Here is a 15247-nt window from a genome sequence, read left to right on the forward strand (position 1 = left end):
TAATGCTGTTTTAAAGGTAATAATTAAAGTGTGCAAATTCACTCAGCCGCCACTTCTTACATATCATCAACAGCCGTACATTCGTAGGACGATGCGTCGTTTTCTACAGAAATACAAACAGATACTGCTTTATGCTGCATTAATGGTTGGCATTTTGATCGTATTGCAGTTGCTGCAGTACAAGCTGGTGCTCATCAATCATTCCCACGAACTCTATATTCTCAGTATTGCTGTTGTGTTTACCGGCCTTGGTATTTGGCTGGCGTTAAAACTCATCAAACCAAAAACCGAAATACAAACGGTGGTGGTGGAAAAGCATGTGTATCTCCAGGAACTCTCACCCGCAGAACTGGAAGCAATGGAGAAAGAAAAACAAAAGCTTGGCTTAAGCAACCGGGAAATGGAAGTATTGCAACTGATGGCCGAAGGGTTGAGCAACCAGGAAATTGCGGAGCGTTTATTTCTGTCGCTTCCAACAGTGAAAACACATTCATCGAAATTATTTGAAAAGCTGGATGTAAAACGAAGAACACAGGCAGTTGAAAAAGCAAGACAGTTGAAATTGATTGCCTGACCCTCATCCTTTCGTATCATTTCCCAGCTGTTTTATCAATTTCATACTTTAGTATGAGGTATTTCTATTGCAGAACACCCACTTTTACAGCACAAAAAAAATCTGTATGAAAAAGAATGTACTTGTATTTGGATTGATCTCAGGATTGGTTGTTTCCACGCTTATGGCCATCAGCATGGTTACGATGTATAACAATCCCGATGCTGGTCATGGAGGCGGTTCCATGATCATCGGGTACCTGAGTATGCTCGTTGCCTTCTCCTTAATTTTCGTGGCGGTAAAAAATTATCGTGATAAACAAAACGGTGGTGTTATCAGTTTTGGCAAAGCCTTTAAGATGGGGTTGTTGATTGCATTGATCGGCTCTACGATGTATGTGATCATGTGGGCATTGCTCTACAATTTTTATATGCCCGATTTTATGGATCGCTATTGTGCGCAGATGATTGAAAATGCAAAACCAACCTCCTCTCCCGCCAAAATACAGGAACTGACCGAACAGATGAATACACAAAAGGAGATGTATAAGAACCCGTTGTTCTTTGTGCTCTTTACCTATTTTGAAATTTTTCCAGTGGGGTTGATTGTCTCGTTGATCACTGCATTGATCTTAAAGAAGAAGAACGCAACCAAGGTTGCTGCATAAACGAGTTGGTTGTGACCGGAAATAAAAAGAGGCTGCTTTAAAACAAAGCAGCCTCTTATAGTTTATCAATTCAATGATCAATCTTTAAAAAACTTGATCGGGGTAGCTTCTGCCAGTTTGCGGTAGCCGGCCCATTTACCACTGATGAATTCGTTGATCGCATTCACACTGTTGTTCACTGCTGTTTCAGCTTCCACAACTAAACGTTCTGTTTGTGCAGTAGGTGCAGCGATCTTTCCCATGATTTCTGAACGGGCACCTTGCAATGCAGTATTGGTTGTTCTGTCTGCAAAACGTGTAATACCCTGTCTGTTTTCAGCGCTACGACCTGAAATTGTTTCACGGATCTTTTTAATTTCTGCACGCATGGCAACACCTGCTTTGCGTAAACTATCTGCTTCTTTTCCTTCCACACCACGCAACGATGTTTCGATCTTCGTCATGGTTTCTTCTGCATCAGCTATTTTATCTAAAGCAGCCGTTAACTTATCAGCACTTTGCTGGATGCGATCCATCATTTTTTTCTTGGCTTCATACACTTCTTTCTTCACTTCAATACGTGGATCATCTTTTACGGTTATCATCGTTGAATCACTTTCCTTTCCTAATGTGATCACAGCTTTGTAAGTGCCGGGGAACACTTGCCAGCCACCGCCTTGCTCGGGAGCGTTCGGTCTTGGTTTTGGTTGACCGGGCTGACGTGTACCTTTTGTTTCAAATCCCCAATAAAAACGGTTCAGGCCGGGACCTGCTGCTGCACGTAACGTACGCAGATGATTATTCTGTGCATCATAAATTTTTACGATGGCTGTATCTGCTTTAGCAGAAGCAGTTGCTTCCGGTTTTACAAAGAAGGAAATGGCTGCGCCTCTTCTTCTGTTTTCACCTTCATACAAACCCCATGTGCTCCATTCGTAACCGGGAGCATTGCGGTATTGTGCCTGGTAGGCAACAGGCGGTTCAATCGCAGTGATTTTTTTCGTTGGTACGGCGCCGTTAGCAGCCGCCATAGCACGTAGCGGACGGATATCATCCATGATCCATAATGCACGACCAAAAGTTGCGATGACCAGATCTGCTTCACGTTCCTGAATCGCTAAGTCGTAGGTTGATACTGAAGGATAACCATTGGTCCATTGTGCAAATGTTTTTGCATTATCGTAGCTCACCCACAAACCATGTTCAGTACCCACAAAAATCAAATTGGGTTGTACGGGATCCTGGATCATACAAAGTGCATAACCTTTCAATCCTTTATTCGCCAGAATATTTTCCCATGTTTTCCCAAAATCTTTTGTGCGGAAAATAGTAATGCTGAAATCTCCACGGCGGTAATCGTTACTTACAACAAATGCTTCCGCTTCGTTATAACGGCTTGCATGTACTTGTGTGATCCATGCGCCAGCATTCATACCCGGAATTTTTCCGCGGAAGTTGGTCCATGTTTTACCGCCATCTTTTGTCAGCTGCACATTGCCATCATCAGTACCCACCCAAATCACTTCTTTATTTTTTGCAGATGGTGCAATGGCCATAATGGTGTTGAAATTTTCAGCACCGGTAATATCCAAGGTCAGACCACCGGTTTCTTCTTTTTGTTCTTCCGGATTATTGGTGGTGAGGTCGGGGGAAATGATCTGCCAGGTAGTTCCTTTATCAGTACTCTTATGCAAAAACTGTGAACCGAAGTAAACGGTTTTGCTGTCGAATGGATCCAATGCAATACCACTGTTCCAGTTAAAACGCATTTTGATTTTTGCATCAGGTGCAGGTGGCTTAATGGTTTCACGCTGACCGGTTGTGAAATTATAGCGACCAACATTTCCGCCTTGGCTCATGGCATAGACCCACTTACTGTCTTCCGGATCGGGCACCACGTCAAAACCATCACCTCCCCACAAACTTTCCCAATAGTAGTTGCGGATACCGCCGTTCACCCATGTGTAGGCAGGGCCTCTCCAGCTACCATTATCCTGCAAACCACCCATTACATTGTAAGGGATTTCGTTATCTACATTAATATGATAGAACTGACCAAAAGGTAATTGCTCATCAAAGCGCCAGCTTGCACCACGATCTTTACTGATGCCGATACCACCATCATTTCCTTCAATGATAATATTGGAATTGGTTGGATGGATCCACCAGGCATGGTGATCAGGATGAATACCATTGTAAGGAATCAATGTGTTGAAACTCTTTCCACCATCTTCACTATACGTTACAGTTGAATGAATATCATAAATACGATTTTCATTTTTTGGATCTACATAAATTTCCTGATAGTAGAACGGTCGATCAGTGATCTGTGCCGGATCGCTGTTCACCAAACTCCAGGTAAATCCGCCATCATCACTTTTATACAAACCGTTTTTTGTAGCTTCTACTTTTGCATATACCCGTGAAGGTTGACTTGCTGCAAAGGCAATACCGATACGGCCAATCGGTCCATCAGGCAATCCATTTTCTTTTCCTAACTTTTTCCAGTTTTTTCCACCGTCCACCGTAATATATAAACCGCTGCCGGGGCCGCCGCTGTTAAAGTTGTATTGCTTACGTTGGTGTTGCCACATGTTGGCGATGAGTTTATTGGGATTGGAAGGATCCATCACCAGTTCGGCACAACCACTTGTATCGTTTGTATATAACACACGCTCCCAAGTAGCGCCACCGTTTGTCGTTTTAAATACACCACGTTCGCTGTGGATGCCATAAGGGTTACCAATAGCACCGGCATACACCACATCAGGATTGTTTGGATCGATTAGGATACGATGGATATTTCTTGTTTTCTCTAGCCCCATACGTTTCCATGTTTTACCACCGTCGAGGGTTTTAAATACACCATCGCCAAGGTTGAGAGAGTTGCGGGGGTTTCCTTCACCAGTACCTACCCAAATTACATCCGGGTTACTTTGCTGAATTTTGAGCGAACCGATATTCAGCAGTGGCTGCTCATCAAACAAAGGAGCCCAGGTGGCACCGCCATTGCCTGTTTTCCAAACACCACCGCTGGCAGCTCCCACAAAAATCACGTCGGGGTTACTGTACAGTGCATCAATTGCGGTTACCCGTCCACTCATACCGGCCGGGCCGATGTTGCGGGGTTTCAGGTTCTTAAAATGTTCATTTTTAATTTGTGCTGTGGCAGAAAGACACAACAAGGCCGAAACGGCCAGAGCGATTATTCTCATACAAGCTTGTTTTTAGGAAAACTGAAATTCAGAAAACAATACCGCCTCTCCAAATGTTTTTGATAAGCGGCACAAGAATGGAACGGTTTTAGCGACTAACCTGATTATCATTGCGTTGATCAGGTGAAAACAGTTTAAGCCGGTTGTTTAATCTTGTTTTAACAGGAACGCAATAGATGAAACCTTTATTTTTGATGTTCAAACAATAAAAATTCCTAAACACAAACACAGTATGAAACATTTCTTTTTATCAGTAGTTGCCATTGGTTCTTTCGTTGTAATGGCGGCTTTTCTTCCGAAGGAAAACACAAACAACAATCAACAGCCTTCAGCGAATGTGCAAACACCTACAAAGTGGACGCTGGACAGATCACACTCAAACCTGAAGTTTACGGTAACACATATGGTGGTTTCTGAAACAGAAGGATCTTTTAAAATCTTCGACGGTACGGTTGAACATACAAAAGCCGACATGAGTGATGCGAAGATCAATTTTTCGGTTGATATGAATTCGATCAACACGGAGAATGAAAATCGTGACAAACATTTGAAGAGCGATGATTTTTTCAATGCAGAGAAATTTCCAACTGCAACATTTGTTGGCACATCATTCAAACCACTTGGTGATAATAAATATGAGCTGGTTGGTAACCTTACAATACGTGATGTAACCAAGAGTGTGAAGTTTGCAGTACGATTTGGTGGCATTGCTACCAGCACACGTGGCGATAAAGCAGGTTTTAAAGCAACAACAACTATCAACCGTTTTGATTATAACTTAAAATGGGACCGTGCAACAGAAGCAGGTGGACTTGTTGTAGGAAAAGATGTGGATGTTACAGTTTTACTCGAAATGAATAAAGCAAAGTAATAGTTTTTCAAAGTGATAAATAAGAAAGCTGGTTCCATTGGAACCAGCTTTCTTATTTATAAATTATGTTGTAGTGAATTATAACACCAACACACCCTTCGCTACAAACTGCACTTCTTTCTTTACTTCTTTGATCTTGTTTATTTCTTCTTTGCTTTTTCCTGCATCTTCAGCATAATGCTTTTGTTGCTTTACACTTACTTCTTTTACAGTTGCATCACCTTCAAGTACCACAGTTTGACCGGCAAGGTTTTTTGGCATAAAGAACGCATAGTCTTTAAATTTCACCATAATGGTTTCGCCATTTCCTTTGTCAACTTTCATCCAGCAGCCTTTTTCCTGGCATACTTCGGTTACTTTACCGGTGATCTTTCCGCTGAATTTGCCGGCGCTTTGCACCTGCTCTTCCATGTTGCCAATCGTAACAACATCTTTATTTTCTGTACCAGCTCCGTAGGTTACGCCTTTTTCTGCAGGCTTCGGGTTGTTTTGGGCAAGGGCAGCTGCGCTCATGAAGACAGCCATCAATACAAAAGAAAGTTTTTTCATAAAAAAAATTTGAAAGGCAAAGTTAGTCAAGAGTTTGGAGCAAGCAAATGAAGCTTGTTAAAAATTAATTGATGCGTAAGCCCGCTGCCATCAGATCAACAAAATAATAAGACCGTTAAACCGTTTGATCCTGCAGTCGTCATACCGGTCATGAAAAATAGAATCCAAATCAAATCTGCAATGAAAAACCGACTGTTTCAACTTTTTATAATCAGCACTCTTGCTGTTTTCTGGAATTCCTGCGGAAAAGGAAAGCCATCCACCAAACCTTATCGTTTCAATGAAACAATTGTTGTGGATGGATTATCACGAAGCTATGTACTCAATCTTCCTCCTGCTTATTACGATAACACAGGGTTTTCATTGGTGATTGCGATGCATGGTGGAGGAGGTAGCGCCAGCCAATTCGAAAGCACATCAAAACTTACAGAGAAAGCCAATGCTGCCGGTTTTATTGTTGTTTATCCCGAAGGCACCGGGGTTATCAATACCTGGAATGCAGGCACTTGTTGCGGGTCATCAGTAAGCAATAACATCAATGATGTAAAATTCATCAGCATGTTGATCGATAAATTGGCGGCTTCCTATAAGATCAACCCGAAGAAAGTTTATGCAACAGGTCATTCAAACGGAGGTATGATGAGTTACCGGCTTGCATGTGAACTATCAAACAAGATCGCAGCCATTGCGCCAAATGGTTCTACTATGGTAGTTACGCAGGCTTGTAATCCCGGCCGTGCCGTTCCTGTTTTGCATATGCATTCAAAACTCGATCAACATGTTGTTTATACCGGCGGTTATGGTAATGGGGTAAGTGGAGTTTATTGTCCGCCGCTTGATTCGGTGTTGAATGTGTGGTCGCTTAAAAACAATTGTGCTTCTCCTTCGCAGGTCATAACAACAACCGCAAACTATACACATAAACGCTGGCTCAATTGTACAAACAATAGTATCATTGATTATTATCTCACCAACGATGGTGCTCATGGCTGGCCCGATGGTTTGCCCGGCGGACCGAACTCTGATATTCCTTCCAACTCCATCAACGCAAACGATTTGTTGTGGAGCTTTTTCCAGCAATACCAGTTGCCCTGATCTTATGACGGTTCCTGTTAAAAAAAGCAGTACCGAATAATTTTTGCTAAAATATTTGGCTTCTAAAATAATTAGTTTTACGTTTGCTAAACAAATTAGTGTTAACAAACAAAACAAACCCGTTATGGAAGAGACTTTAATTTTGGAGAAACCAAAAAAGGAAAAAATGAGTAAAGAGAGCGTTGGCATTAACAATGAAAAGCTCAAAGCATTAAAGCTCACCATCGACAAGATTGACAAGGATTATGGAAAAGGAAGTGTGATGATGATGAATGAGAAAGGCGTTCATGAAATTGAAGCTATTTCAACAGGTTCTATTGGGTTGGATACTGCCCTCGGCATTGGCGGTGTACCTAAAGGACGTGTGATTGAGATCTATGGCCCGGAAAGCAGTGGTAAAACAACCATCGCTACACATATTATTGCTGAAGCACAAAAGAAAGGCGGCATTTGCGCCATCATTGATGCGGAGCATGCATTTGATAGTGGCTATGCGCAGAAATTAGGTGTTGACGTAGATAATTTATTGATCTCTCAGCCTGATTATGGTGAACAGGCATTGGAAATTGCAGATCGATTGATTCTTTCAGGAGCATTGGATGTAGTCGTTATTGACTCAGTAGCAGCCTTGGTTCCAAAAAGTGAACTGGAAGGTGAAATGGGCGATAGCAAAATGGGCTTACAGGCACGTTTGATGAGCCAGGCTTTGCGTAAACTCACCGCTACGATTCATAAAACAAATACCATTTGCATATTCATTAACCAGTTGCGTGAAAAAATTGGTGTGATGTTTGGCAACCCCGAAACAACTACCGGCGGTAACGCATTGAAGTTCTATGCATCGGTTCGCCTGGATATCCGTCGTATGAGTCAGATCAAAGATGGTGATGAAGCAATTGGTAACCGTGTAAAAGTAAAAGTGGTAAAGAACAAGGTAGCGCCACCGTTCAAGGCAGCCGAGTTTGATATCATTTTTGGAGAAGGTATCAGCAAAACAGGTGAAATTATTGATATGGGTGTTGATATGGCCATTATCCAGAAAAGCGGTAGCTGGTATAGTTACAATGGCGACAAACTGGGACAGGGAAGAGATGCTGTAAAAAATCTCTTACTTGATAATCCGGGCATGGCAAATGAAATAGAAGTGAAGATCCGTGAAAAGATAAAAGAAATTCAAAGCGGCGCAGCTGCTTTGTAAACGTCGGGTTTGTTTGTAAGTATCGGCCTTTCGGTTGCAGTAATGCGTACCGGAGGGCCTTTCTGTTTTTTGCTGATACCCCCGTAAAGGTATTGCAAAGCCCTGCGAATAGATTTACTTTCGTCTTCAACTTAATGTACGTTTCACATGAAATAACCATTAAAAATGCGCAGACTATTTTACACCAACCTTCGATGATCATTTTTAATGAGTTATACTATATGGCTAAAAAACAATAAAAAAGAACATATGAAAAAATCAGTTCAACTCTTTGCTGTGGCCTGCTTCTCTTTTTTATTAATGGGATGTCCGTATGAAACAGCGGTATCCATTGATCAACCATCCATAAAATTTCCCACCAACCTGTTTGGAAAATGGGAACCAAAGAGTTCAAGTGATGATGTGCTGACGATAAAACGAAAGGATGATTTTGTAGTAACTATTACAAAAGCAAAGAAGGATGCGAAGCCGGATGATTCGGTTGAACAATATGAAGCCTTTATTTCTGAAGTCGGCAGTATGAAGTTTTTGAATGTATCGGAACTAAGCGAATACAGTTCAGCTCCCAAGTATTTTCTCTACAAAATAGAAGTATCGCCCAGCGGCTCACGTATTACATTGAGTGCTGTAACGGAGAATATCGATGAGATGTTTACAAGCTCAGCAGAGCTAAAGGCATTTATACAAAAAAACATGAACCACTCCTTTTTCTTTGAAAAAGAAGAGGATGTGTACCTGCGGCTCGATTAAGGCAAATCTTTCAACAAGCTCCTGAAGGAGCTTTTTTTATCTTCATATTCTATGCAAGTGAAAATCAGAGAATGGAAAGTAGAAGATCTTGATCCATTGATTGCATTGGCAAATAACAAACGCATCTACGATCAGGTACGTGATCTGTTTCCATATCCTTATACGTTGGAAGATGGGAAGCAATGGTTATTGCAGAATATCGGCATAACTCCTGTTATCAATTTTGTAATTGAAGTGAACGGTAATTTTGCAGGAAGTATTGGTATGGTGCCGCAAACTGATGTGTATCGTTGCAATGCAGAGATCGGCTACTGGTTAGGTGAACCGTTTTGGGGAAAGGGGATCGCCACGCAAGCTGTTGCATTAATTGAAGATCATATCTGGCAAAAATATCCAAACGTTCACCGCATTTATGCAACTACGTACGAGCATAACAAAGCTTCGATGCAAGTGCTGACAAAAAACGGGTTTGAATTGGAATGCATTCATAAAAAAGGAGTGATCAAGAACGGTCAGTTACTGGACGAATATATGTGGGTGAAATTCCGTAACACTTAACAAACGCAGGTTGCTATCCGCAAATTTTGTAGTTTCCTTTTTCTAAACTTACGCTTATGTTGAAATCATTCCAGATAGTTCTTTTTTGTTCGCTTCCCTTTTTTATGATCGCTCAGCAGCGGGATACAATTTCAAAAGAAGATATTCGAATTGCGGCCAAATTAATCGGTGTTGACTTTACAGAGGCAGAGCGTGACAGTATGTTGCGTGACGTAAGAGATAATGCAAGGAAGTATTCGCAAATGCACAATCTTCCATTGAACAACAATGTACCAATGAGTCTTTGGCAAAGCCCGGTGTTGCCCGGTATGCAGTTCAACTCAAAGCAATTACCCGTACAATGGAATATTCCTGCCAATGTAAACATGCCGGTTAACAAAGCTGATCTTTCGTTTTACAATATCCTGCAATTAGCATCTCTCATCAAAAATAAAAAGATCAGTTCCGTTGATCTCACTAAGTTTTTTATTGAACGTATCCGCAAGTATGGCGACACGTTGCAGTGTGTGATTTCATTAACAGAAGAAATTGCATTGCAACAGGCAAAGGCTGCTGATGACGAAATTGCAAAAGGAAAATACCGGGGGCCGTTGCATGGTATTCCTTATGGATTAAAAGATCTGTTTGCGGTGAAGGGAACAAAAACTACATGGGGTGCTACTCCTTATAAAGATCAAACAATTGAAGAAGACAGTTATGTGTACACAAAACTGAAAGAAGCGGGTGCTGTACTTGTTGCAAAGTTTACACTCGGCGCATTGGCCATGGGCGACAGATGGTATGGTGGCCGCACAAAAAACCCGTGGAACCTGAACTTCGGATCATCAGGATCATCAGCAGGGTCGGCTTCTGCAACTGTAGCCGGGCTTGTTCCTTTTGCCATTGGAACAGAAACCTTAGGCTCTATTGTTTCGCCTTCTACAGTTTGTGGTGCAACAGGTTTACGACCAACATTCGGTAGCATCAGCAGAAGCGGAGCTATGACTCTTTCATGGAGTCTTGATAAAGTTGGTCCCATCTGTCGTAGTGCAGAAGATGCAGCCGTTGTATTCAATTATATTCATGGAACTGATGGTAAAGATCCAGGTGCAGTAAATATGCCATTCAACTATACTGTAAAGAAGGATATCAGAAAACTGCGGATCGGATATGCAAAGAATCATTTCGACCGCATAACCGATACCAGTGCGAATGAATGGAAAGTGTTGAAAGCATTTGAGAAGATGGGTATTCAATTAATTCCTGTTTTCTTTCCCGACAGTGCTGCATACCCCTTCAATATAGTTGGCATTACCATTGGTGCAGAAAGTGCTGCTGCATTTGATGAGTTAACAAGAACAGATATGGATGATCAGTTAACAGCACAAACCAAAAACGATTGGCCGAATTCCTTTCGCTCTGCAAGATTAATTCCTGCAGTGGAATATATCAATGCAAACCGTCATCGCTATTTACTGATGCAACACATGAAAACTTTTTTTGAAACAGTTGATATTGTTATTACACCAACATACGGAGGCAGACAATTAGCCATTACCAATCTTACCGGTCATCCGGCATTGGTGATGCCGACAGGCTTTAACCAACGAAAACTTCCAACAAGCATTACATTGGTTGGCAAGTTGTATGACGAAGCAACTTTGTTACAGGTTGGAAAATTATTTCAGCAGGCAACAACATGGGATGATGTGCATCCGGAAATGTTTAAGCAGTAGGTCATTATTCTATTCCTGAATGTTCTTGTTTTGATAAGTCAGTTGTTCCTGCAACTGACTTATTAAATTCAATACGATATAAAATAAAATCTGCTAGAAAGGCTGCAAGGTTCTGCTGCAGAAAAGGAATGTGCACTGGTTTTGCTGATGTGTTGATGCGAAGGTTGGCAAGTCTATTGCGTCGTTGATACAAAGAAGTTTCAACCGCAACACTTTCTGCATCGTTCAGATTCAGTAAAATATGTTCAAGACCCCAAACACCTTTTTCAATTTCAATTGCATCTTCATGTATCCAGATACTAAAATTCTTTCTGAACACGTGTGTTCGAATGGTATAGTAAACTGTCCATGCAATAACAAATAGTGCATTCCATCCAACAAAGGAAAACAAGCTAAACCCCGCAATCATTGCCGGTACAATACCGAACAACAATGTTTTCCGTTTGGTGTAAGCAGCTTCAATTTTAAATGCTGTAGAAACTGCAGAGGGTAATACAGGCTGATACCAGGAAGTGATTCGCTGAATTTGATCGGCCCTTGTGATGGGAATATTATTGCTGCTGTTACGTTCCGTATTGTCTTCGGCCATTACCCATAATCGCATAATATAGAGCTGCAGTTTCCGGCGTACATAATTTGCATTCCAGCTCAGCAACTTAATTCGGGAGAATCGAATTTTTTTCTCTTTGGTTTCAATCAACCCCCAGCTCATAAAAAACTGTCCGGTTTGCAAACGGATGCTGAAATTAAAGTAGCGAAGTACTACACGGATCGACGAAACGATCACAGAAAGAAAAACGCCCGCCAGAATGAGAAATGATAAGATACTTGTTGTTTGCAGCAGATTGCTTTGTTGTTCCACCCATTGAACAGAATCAAATCCGAGATATTCCTGCAAGTCCTGAAAGCGGGCAAGAATAAATGCAAGAATGATCAGCAGTGTTTTCAGATGATTTTCTGACAAGCATAGTTTCAACAGATCTTTGCCGGTAAGTTTGATGCTGTTTACCTGTTCTGCCTGTGCAGGTTGTTCAGTTTCACTTGTATTGATCTCTGCTTTTGAAGAGAGCAGACCTTTTAAATGCCCGGCATTTGCAAGTGAAATTCCTTGTATAGTGATTTCTTCTTTCGCTGTTCCTGATGTACTGATGATGAGTTCGCAGGTATTAGTTAGGCGATGCAGAAATGTTTGATTTTGATGAATCGCTTGAATTTTTCCGAATGGTATCTCTGTTTTTACTTTTGTAAAAATTCCTTTTTCTACCAATAACAAATTCGGCTGAAGACGAAAGCGAAATGAAAAGTAGTGGATGAGCTGTTTGGTTTTTATCAACAGAAGGATCACAACTGAACCGATCAACACACTCAACAATTGCCGGTCAAGCGGTTTGGCTCCATCTTTATTTTTAAAAAAGCTGCGGGCAAGTCCCAACAGGATCAGCGGCCATATCTGTTTGATCCCTTCCAATAGAATGATGAGCAGAACAATGGGCGACTGGCGTTGCGGTTTTTCCCAATCAACTATTTTCATACCTCATCTGTTTTAATAACACCCATTCTTTTAATCGTTCTGCCTGTTCTTCTGTTAAGCCGCCGATCTTAATATCAGCAAAGGATGAATTGGCTGCTGTGAATAATTGCAGAGAGGCAAGCTTATACTTTCTTTCCAATGGCCCTTTCTTGATCACACAATGCTGAATTTTCGAAAGCGGCACAATATGCATCTGCTGAAACAGCCATCCCTTTCGGAATAAAACATCATGTTCACGCATGGCATAGGCCATCTGCGGAAACGATTTGGTAATCGAAAAAAAGTGAAAGCCTGAAAGAAGAACAACGCAGGCGATGATCAAAAGAAAAACAGGAGTAGGATGTAACGCATCAAAAAAGAAAATGGCGGTTACCGCAACAGCGAAGCCGATCAACCATAAAACAGCCCATTCAGTAAGCAGTACTTTTTTATAGTTCTTTTCAACAGGATGCAGCGCTACATCTTCGTGTTTTGGAATTTCTTCCCAGGTTATTTGCGGGTGAACTAATTTCATCGGCAGGAAGTTTTTCGTAAAATAGCAAATGAACAGCGAAATACAGGATCTGTTTACTTTCCCGCAAGCAACTGCTCTTCTTTTTTCAATTGCTTATCGTACACAAATGTGCCCAGCGGCAACCACGCAGCAACAAACGCAAACAGAAATTTCCTGAAAGGCCAGTTGTACACTTCTTTTACGTAGTAGGCGAGTGCCACGTACACAACAAACAATAATCCATGTGCCCATCCAACATACTTTACAGCTAGCGGTAAATCAAATGCATACTTGAGTGGCATTGCAATTAATAACAACACCAGGAAGGATATACCTTCTGCAATACCTGTTTTACGTAAAAGTTGAAGTGGTTTGAGATTCATGCTGCAAAGAAACGAACAGATCAATGATTACAATCTGTAGTATGACAATGATTTGCTTTTCTGCAAAAACGATGATTGAGCATATGTGCGGTAATGATCAACGCAACTGCAGGAACAACAAATACAAAAGAAGAATAAGGAAACTTGATAAACTGGTTGAGGGTAAACAGCAACATCCCTGCTGAAAACGGAACCAAAGTGCCCCAGTGGTGATGGTGCTTTTTGTAACCATGCCAAAGTGTAGAAAAACCGATTACGAAGGCAGTGCCCAATAACAGGACTTCTAAAAACACATTGTGAATGATGTTGACACCAAACAGCGGTAAGCTGGTGATGAATAATGGTACTACAGCACAGTGTATGGCACAGGCTACAGATGCGGCGATTCCTAAGGCTTCCCAATTAATACGCATATTCATAAAGGACAGCAAAAGTACATATTTGCAATTATGTTGCAAATTTTATTTTCAAGACGCATTCGCCTCAATTCGCTCCGTACCTTTGCAGCTCATTACAAGCATATGTCGAAAAAATTGTGGTTTTATCTTGGATTCTTCCTGTTGTTGACGGGTGTTTTTTTTCTTTCGATTTTCTGGGGCACCGACCTGTGGCGTAAAAAATTGCCCACCATGAACGATGTAAAAGACTTTGCATTTGTGAATCAATTGGGCGACACCATCACCAACAGCAATGTGGCGGGCAAGGTACAGGTAGTGGAATTTTTCTTTACCACCTGCACAGGCATTTGTCCAAAAATGAATACGAATATGGCGGTAATTGCAAAAGATTTTGCTGCGGAAGAGGATTTTGTAATGCTGAGTCATACAGTTGATCCGGATACAGATTCGGTGGCCCGTTTGAAACACTATGCCGATTCAATGAAGATCGATCCCAAAAAATGGATGCTCCTTACCGGTACAAAAGAAAAATTATACGAGGCTGCCCGCAAAAGTTATTTGCTCGATGATCAGAAGAACGGCCTTGATCCAATCGCCGATCAGTTTATCCATACCCAACTGTTTGCACTTGTTGACAGGGCAGGAAGACTGCGGGGTATTTACGACGGACTTGATAAAAAGGAACTGGCCAAACTCAATGAAGATATCAGCCTGGTATTAAAAGAACGCTACGATGGCCCCCGGTTTGTGAACGGAATTTTTCAGAACAATCCCAATTAAGTAAATTCGGTTATGAGCGAAGCGATCAAAGATCTGTTGAAAAAAAACCACATGAGTGTAACCGACAGCCGGTTACAAATACTGGATTTATTTTATCATTCACCCGGTGCGTTGGCGCATGCAGATATTGAAAAGAAAGCCAGCGATAAAATTGACCGTGTTACTATTTACCGTACGCTGCAAACCTTCGAAGAAAAAGGGATCATCCATACTATTCCAACAGCCGATAATTCGGTTAAGTATGCATTGTGTAAAGACCAATGTGCAGATGGTCATCATCACGATAACCACGTACATTTTGTATGTGATCAATGTGGCAAAACCATTTGCCTGGATGATGTACATGTGCCGGAAGTGAAATTGCCGAAAGGGTTTCAACCGCACCAAAGTAATATGGTGGTAAGTGGTTTTTGTAATGATTGCAGGAGTTAAGGGTTAAGAGTTAAAAAAAAGAGATAGAAAAGATCATTAACCTTCCAGGTTACGCCTTTCTCTTAAGTTTCCCGATGAAT

Annotated in this window: 16 protein-coding genes; 10 read left to right on the plus strand and 6 right to left on the minus strand. The window is 41.4% G+C overall.

The features are described from left to right. The first annotated feature begins 91 nt into the window (after positions 1 to 91). Together WG989_RS06005 and WG989_RS06010 are read left to right on the plus strand one after the other, a co-directional pair. Positions 92 to 574 (plus strand): helix-turn-helix transcriptional regulator, encoded by a 483-nt coding sequence (locus WG989_RS06005; RefSeq protein WP_340428029.1) that lies wholly within the window; start codon positions 92 to 94, stop codon positions 572 to 574. A gap of 106 nt (positions 575 to 680) precedes the next feature. Beyond that, entirely contained in the window at positions 681 to 1220 is a 540-nt protein-coding gene (locus WG989_RS06010) for a DUF4199 domain-containing protein (RefSeq protein WP_340428030.1), read from the plus strand. A gap of 77 nt (positions 1221 to 1297) precedes the next feature. Here WG989_RS06010 and WG989_RS06015 read toward each other — a convergent pair whose 3' ends face one another. Next, complete coding sequence (locus WG989_RS06015; protein WP_340428031.1) at positions 1298 to 4414, minus strand: WD40/YVTN/BNR-like repeat-containing protein; 3117 nt, start codon at positions 4412 to 4414, stop codon at positions 1298 to 1300. Positions 4415 to 4646: 232 nt separating this feature from the next. On the opposite strand from WG989_RS06015, the gene WG989_RS06020 reads away from it, so the two are divergent. Continuing rightward, on the plus strand, positions 4647 to 5285 hold the full coding sequence (locus WG989_RS06020; RefSeq protein ID WP_340428032.1) for a YceI family protein: 639 nt from the start codon (positions 4647 to 4649) through the stop codon (positions 5283 to 5285). Positions 5286 to 5363: 78 nt separating this feature from the next. On the opposite strand, the gene WG989_RS06025 is transcribed toward WG989_RS06020, so the two are convergent. Continuing rightward, the gene (locus WG989_RS06025) at positions 5364 to 5834 is read right to left on the minus strand and encodes a DUF4920 domain-containing protein (RefSeq protein ID WP_340428033.1); all 471 of its coding nucleotides are present in this window, start codon (positions 5832 to 5834) and stop codon (positions 5364 to 5366) included. Positions 5835 to 6014: 180 nt separating this feature from the next. Here WG989_RS06025 and WG989_RS06030 point away from each other — a divergent pair, with 180 nt between their 5' ends. From WG989_RS06030 to WG989_RS06050, 5 genes are all read left to right on the plus strand, one after another. Continuing rightward, positions 6015 to 6929, plus strand: a complete 915-nt coding sequence (locus tag WG989_RS06030) for a CE1 family esterase (protein ID WP_340428034.1) — start codon at positions 6015 to 6017, stop codon at positions 6927 to 6929. Between the two features lie 124 nt (positions 6930 to 7053). After that, positions 7054 to 8127, plus strand: a complete 1074-nt coding sequence (gene recA / locus WG989_RS06035) for a recombinase RecA (protein WP_445298474.1) — start codon at positions 7054 to 7056, stop codon at positions 8125 to 8127. A 249-nt stretch (positions 8128 to 8376) separates the two neighbouring features. Further along, positions 8377 to 8877, plus strand: coding sequence for a hypothetical protein (locus WG989_RS06040; protein WP_340428036.1), 501 nt, complete (start codon positions 8377 to 8379; stop codon positions 8875 to 8877). A 51-nt stretch (positions 8878 to 8928) separates the two neighbouring features. After that, on the plus strand, positions 8929 to 9435 hold the full coding sequence (locus WG989_RS06045) for a GNAT family N-acetyltransferase (protein ID WP_340428037.1): 507 nt from the start codon (positions 8929 to 8931) through the stop codon (positions 9433 to 9435). Positions 9436 to 9491: 56 nt separating this feature from the next. Continuing rightward, entirely contained in the window at positions 9492 to 11150 is a 1659-nt protein-coding gene (locus WG989_RS06050) for an amidase (RefSeq protein ID WP_340428039.1), read from the plus strand. Positions 11151 to 11154: 4 nt separating this feature from the next. On the opposite strand, the gene WG989_RS06055 is transcribed toward WG989_RS06050, so the two are convergent. Genes WG989_RS06055 through WG989_RS06070 form a run of 4 tightly spaced genes read right to left on the minus strand, consistent with a single transcriptional unit; the run spans position 11155 to position 13976 of the window. Beyond that, the gene (locus tag WG989_RS06055) at positions 11155 to 12681 is read right to left on the minus strand and encodes a PH domain-containing protein (RefSeq protein ID WP_340428041.1); all 1527 of its coding nucleotides are present in this window, start codon (positions 12679 to 12681) and stop codon (positions 11155 to 11157) included. Continuing rightward, the gene (locus tag WG989_RS06060; protein ID WP_340428043.1) at positions 12668 to 13195 is read right to left on the minus strand and encodes a PH domain-containing protein; all 528 of its coding nucleotides are present in this window, start codon (positions 13193 to 13195) and stop codon (positions 12668 to 12670) included. The genes WG989_RS06055 and WG989_RS06060 overlap by 14 nt, the downstream gene beginning before the upstream one ends. A gap of 53 nt (positions 13196 to 13248) precedes the next feature. Next, positions 13249 to 13557 (minus strand): DUF3817 domain-containing protein, encoded by a 309-nt coding sequence (locus tag WG989_RS06065; RefSeq protein WP_340428044.1) that lies wholly within the window; start codon positions 13555 to 13557, stop codon positions 13249 to 13251. 20 nt (positions 13558 to 13577) lie between these two features. Continuing rightward, on the minus strand, positions 13578 to 13976 hold the full coding sequence (locus tag WG989_RS06070) for a MerC domain-containing protein (RefSeq protein ID WP_340428045.1): 399 nt from the start codon (positions 13974 to 13976) through the stop codon (positions 13578 to 13580). Positions 13977 to 14078: 102 nt separating this feature from the next. On the opposite strand from WG989_RS06070, the gene WG989_RS06075 reads away from it, so the two are divergent. After that, positions 14079 to 14735, plus strand: coding sequence for an SCO family protein (locus tag WG989_RS06075; RefSeq protein WP_340428047.1), 657 nt, complete (start codon positions 14079 to 14081; stop codon positions 14733 to 14735). A gap of 12 nt (positions 14736 to 14747) precedes the next feature. After that, positions 14748 to 15167, plus strand: a complete 420-nt coding sequence (locus WG989_RS06080) for a Fur family transcriptional regulator (protein WP_340428048.1) — start codon at positions 14748 to 14750, stop codon at positions 15165 to 15167. Positions 15168 to 15247 lie beyond the last annotated feature (80 nt).

This window comes from Lacibacter sp. H407 (genome assembly GCF_037892605.1).
In the GTDB taxonomy this organism is placed as follows: Bacteria; Bacteroidota; Bacteroidia; order Chitinophagales; family Chitinophagaceae; genus Lacibacter.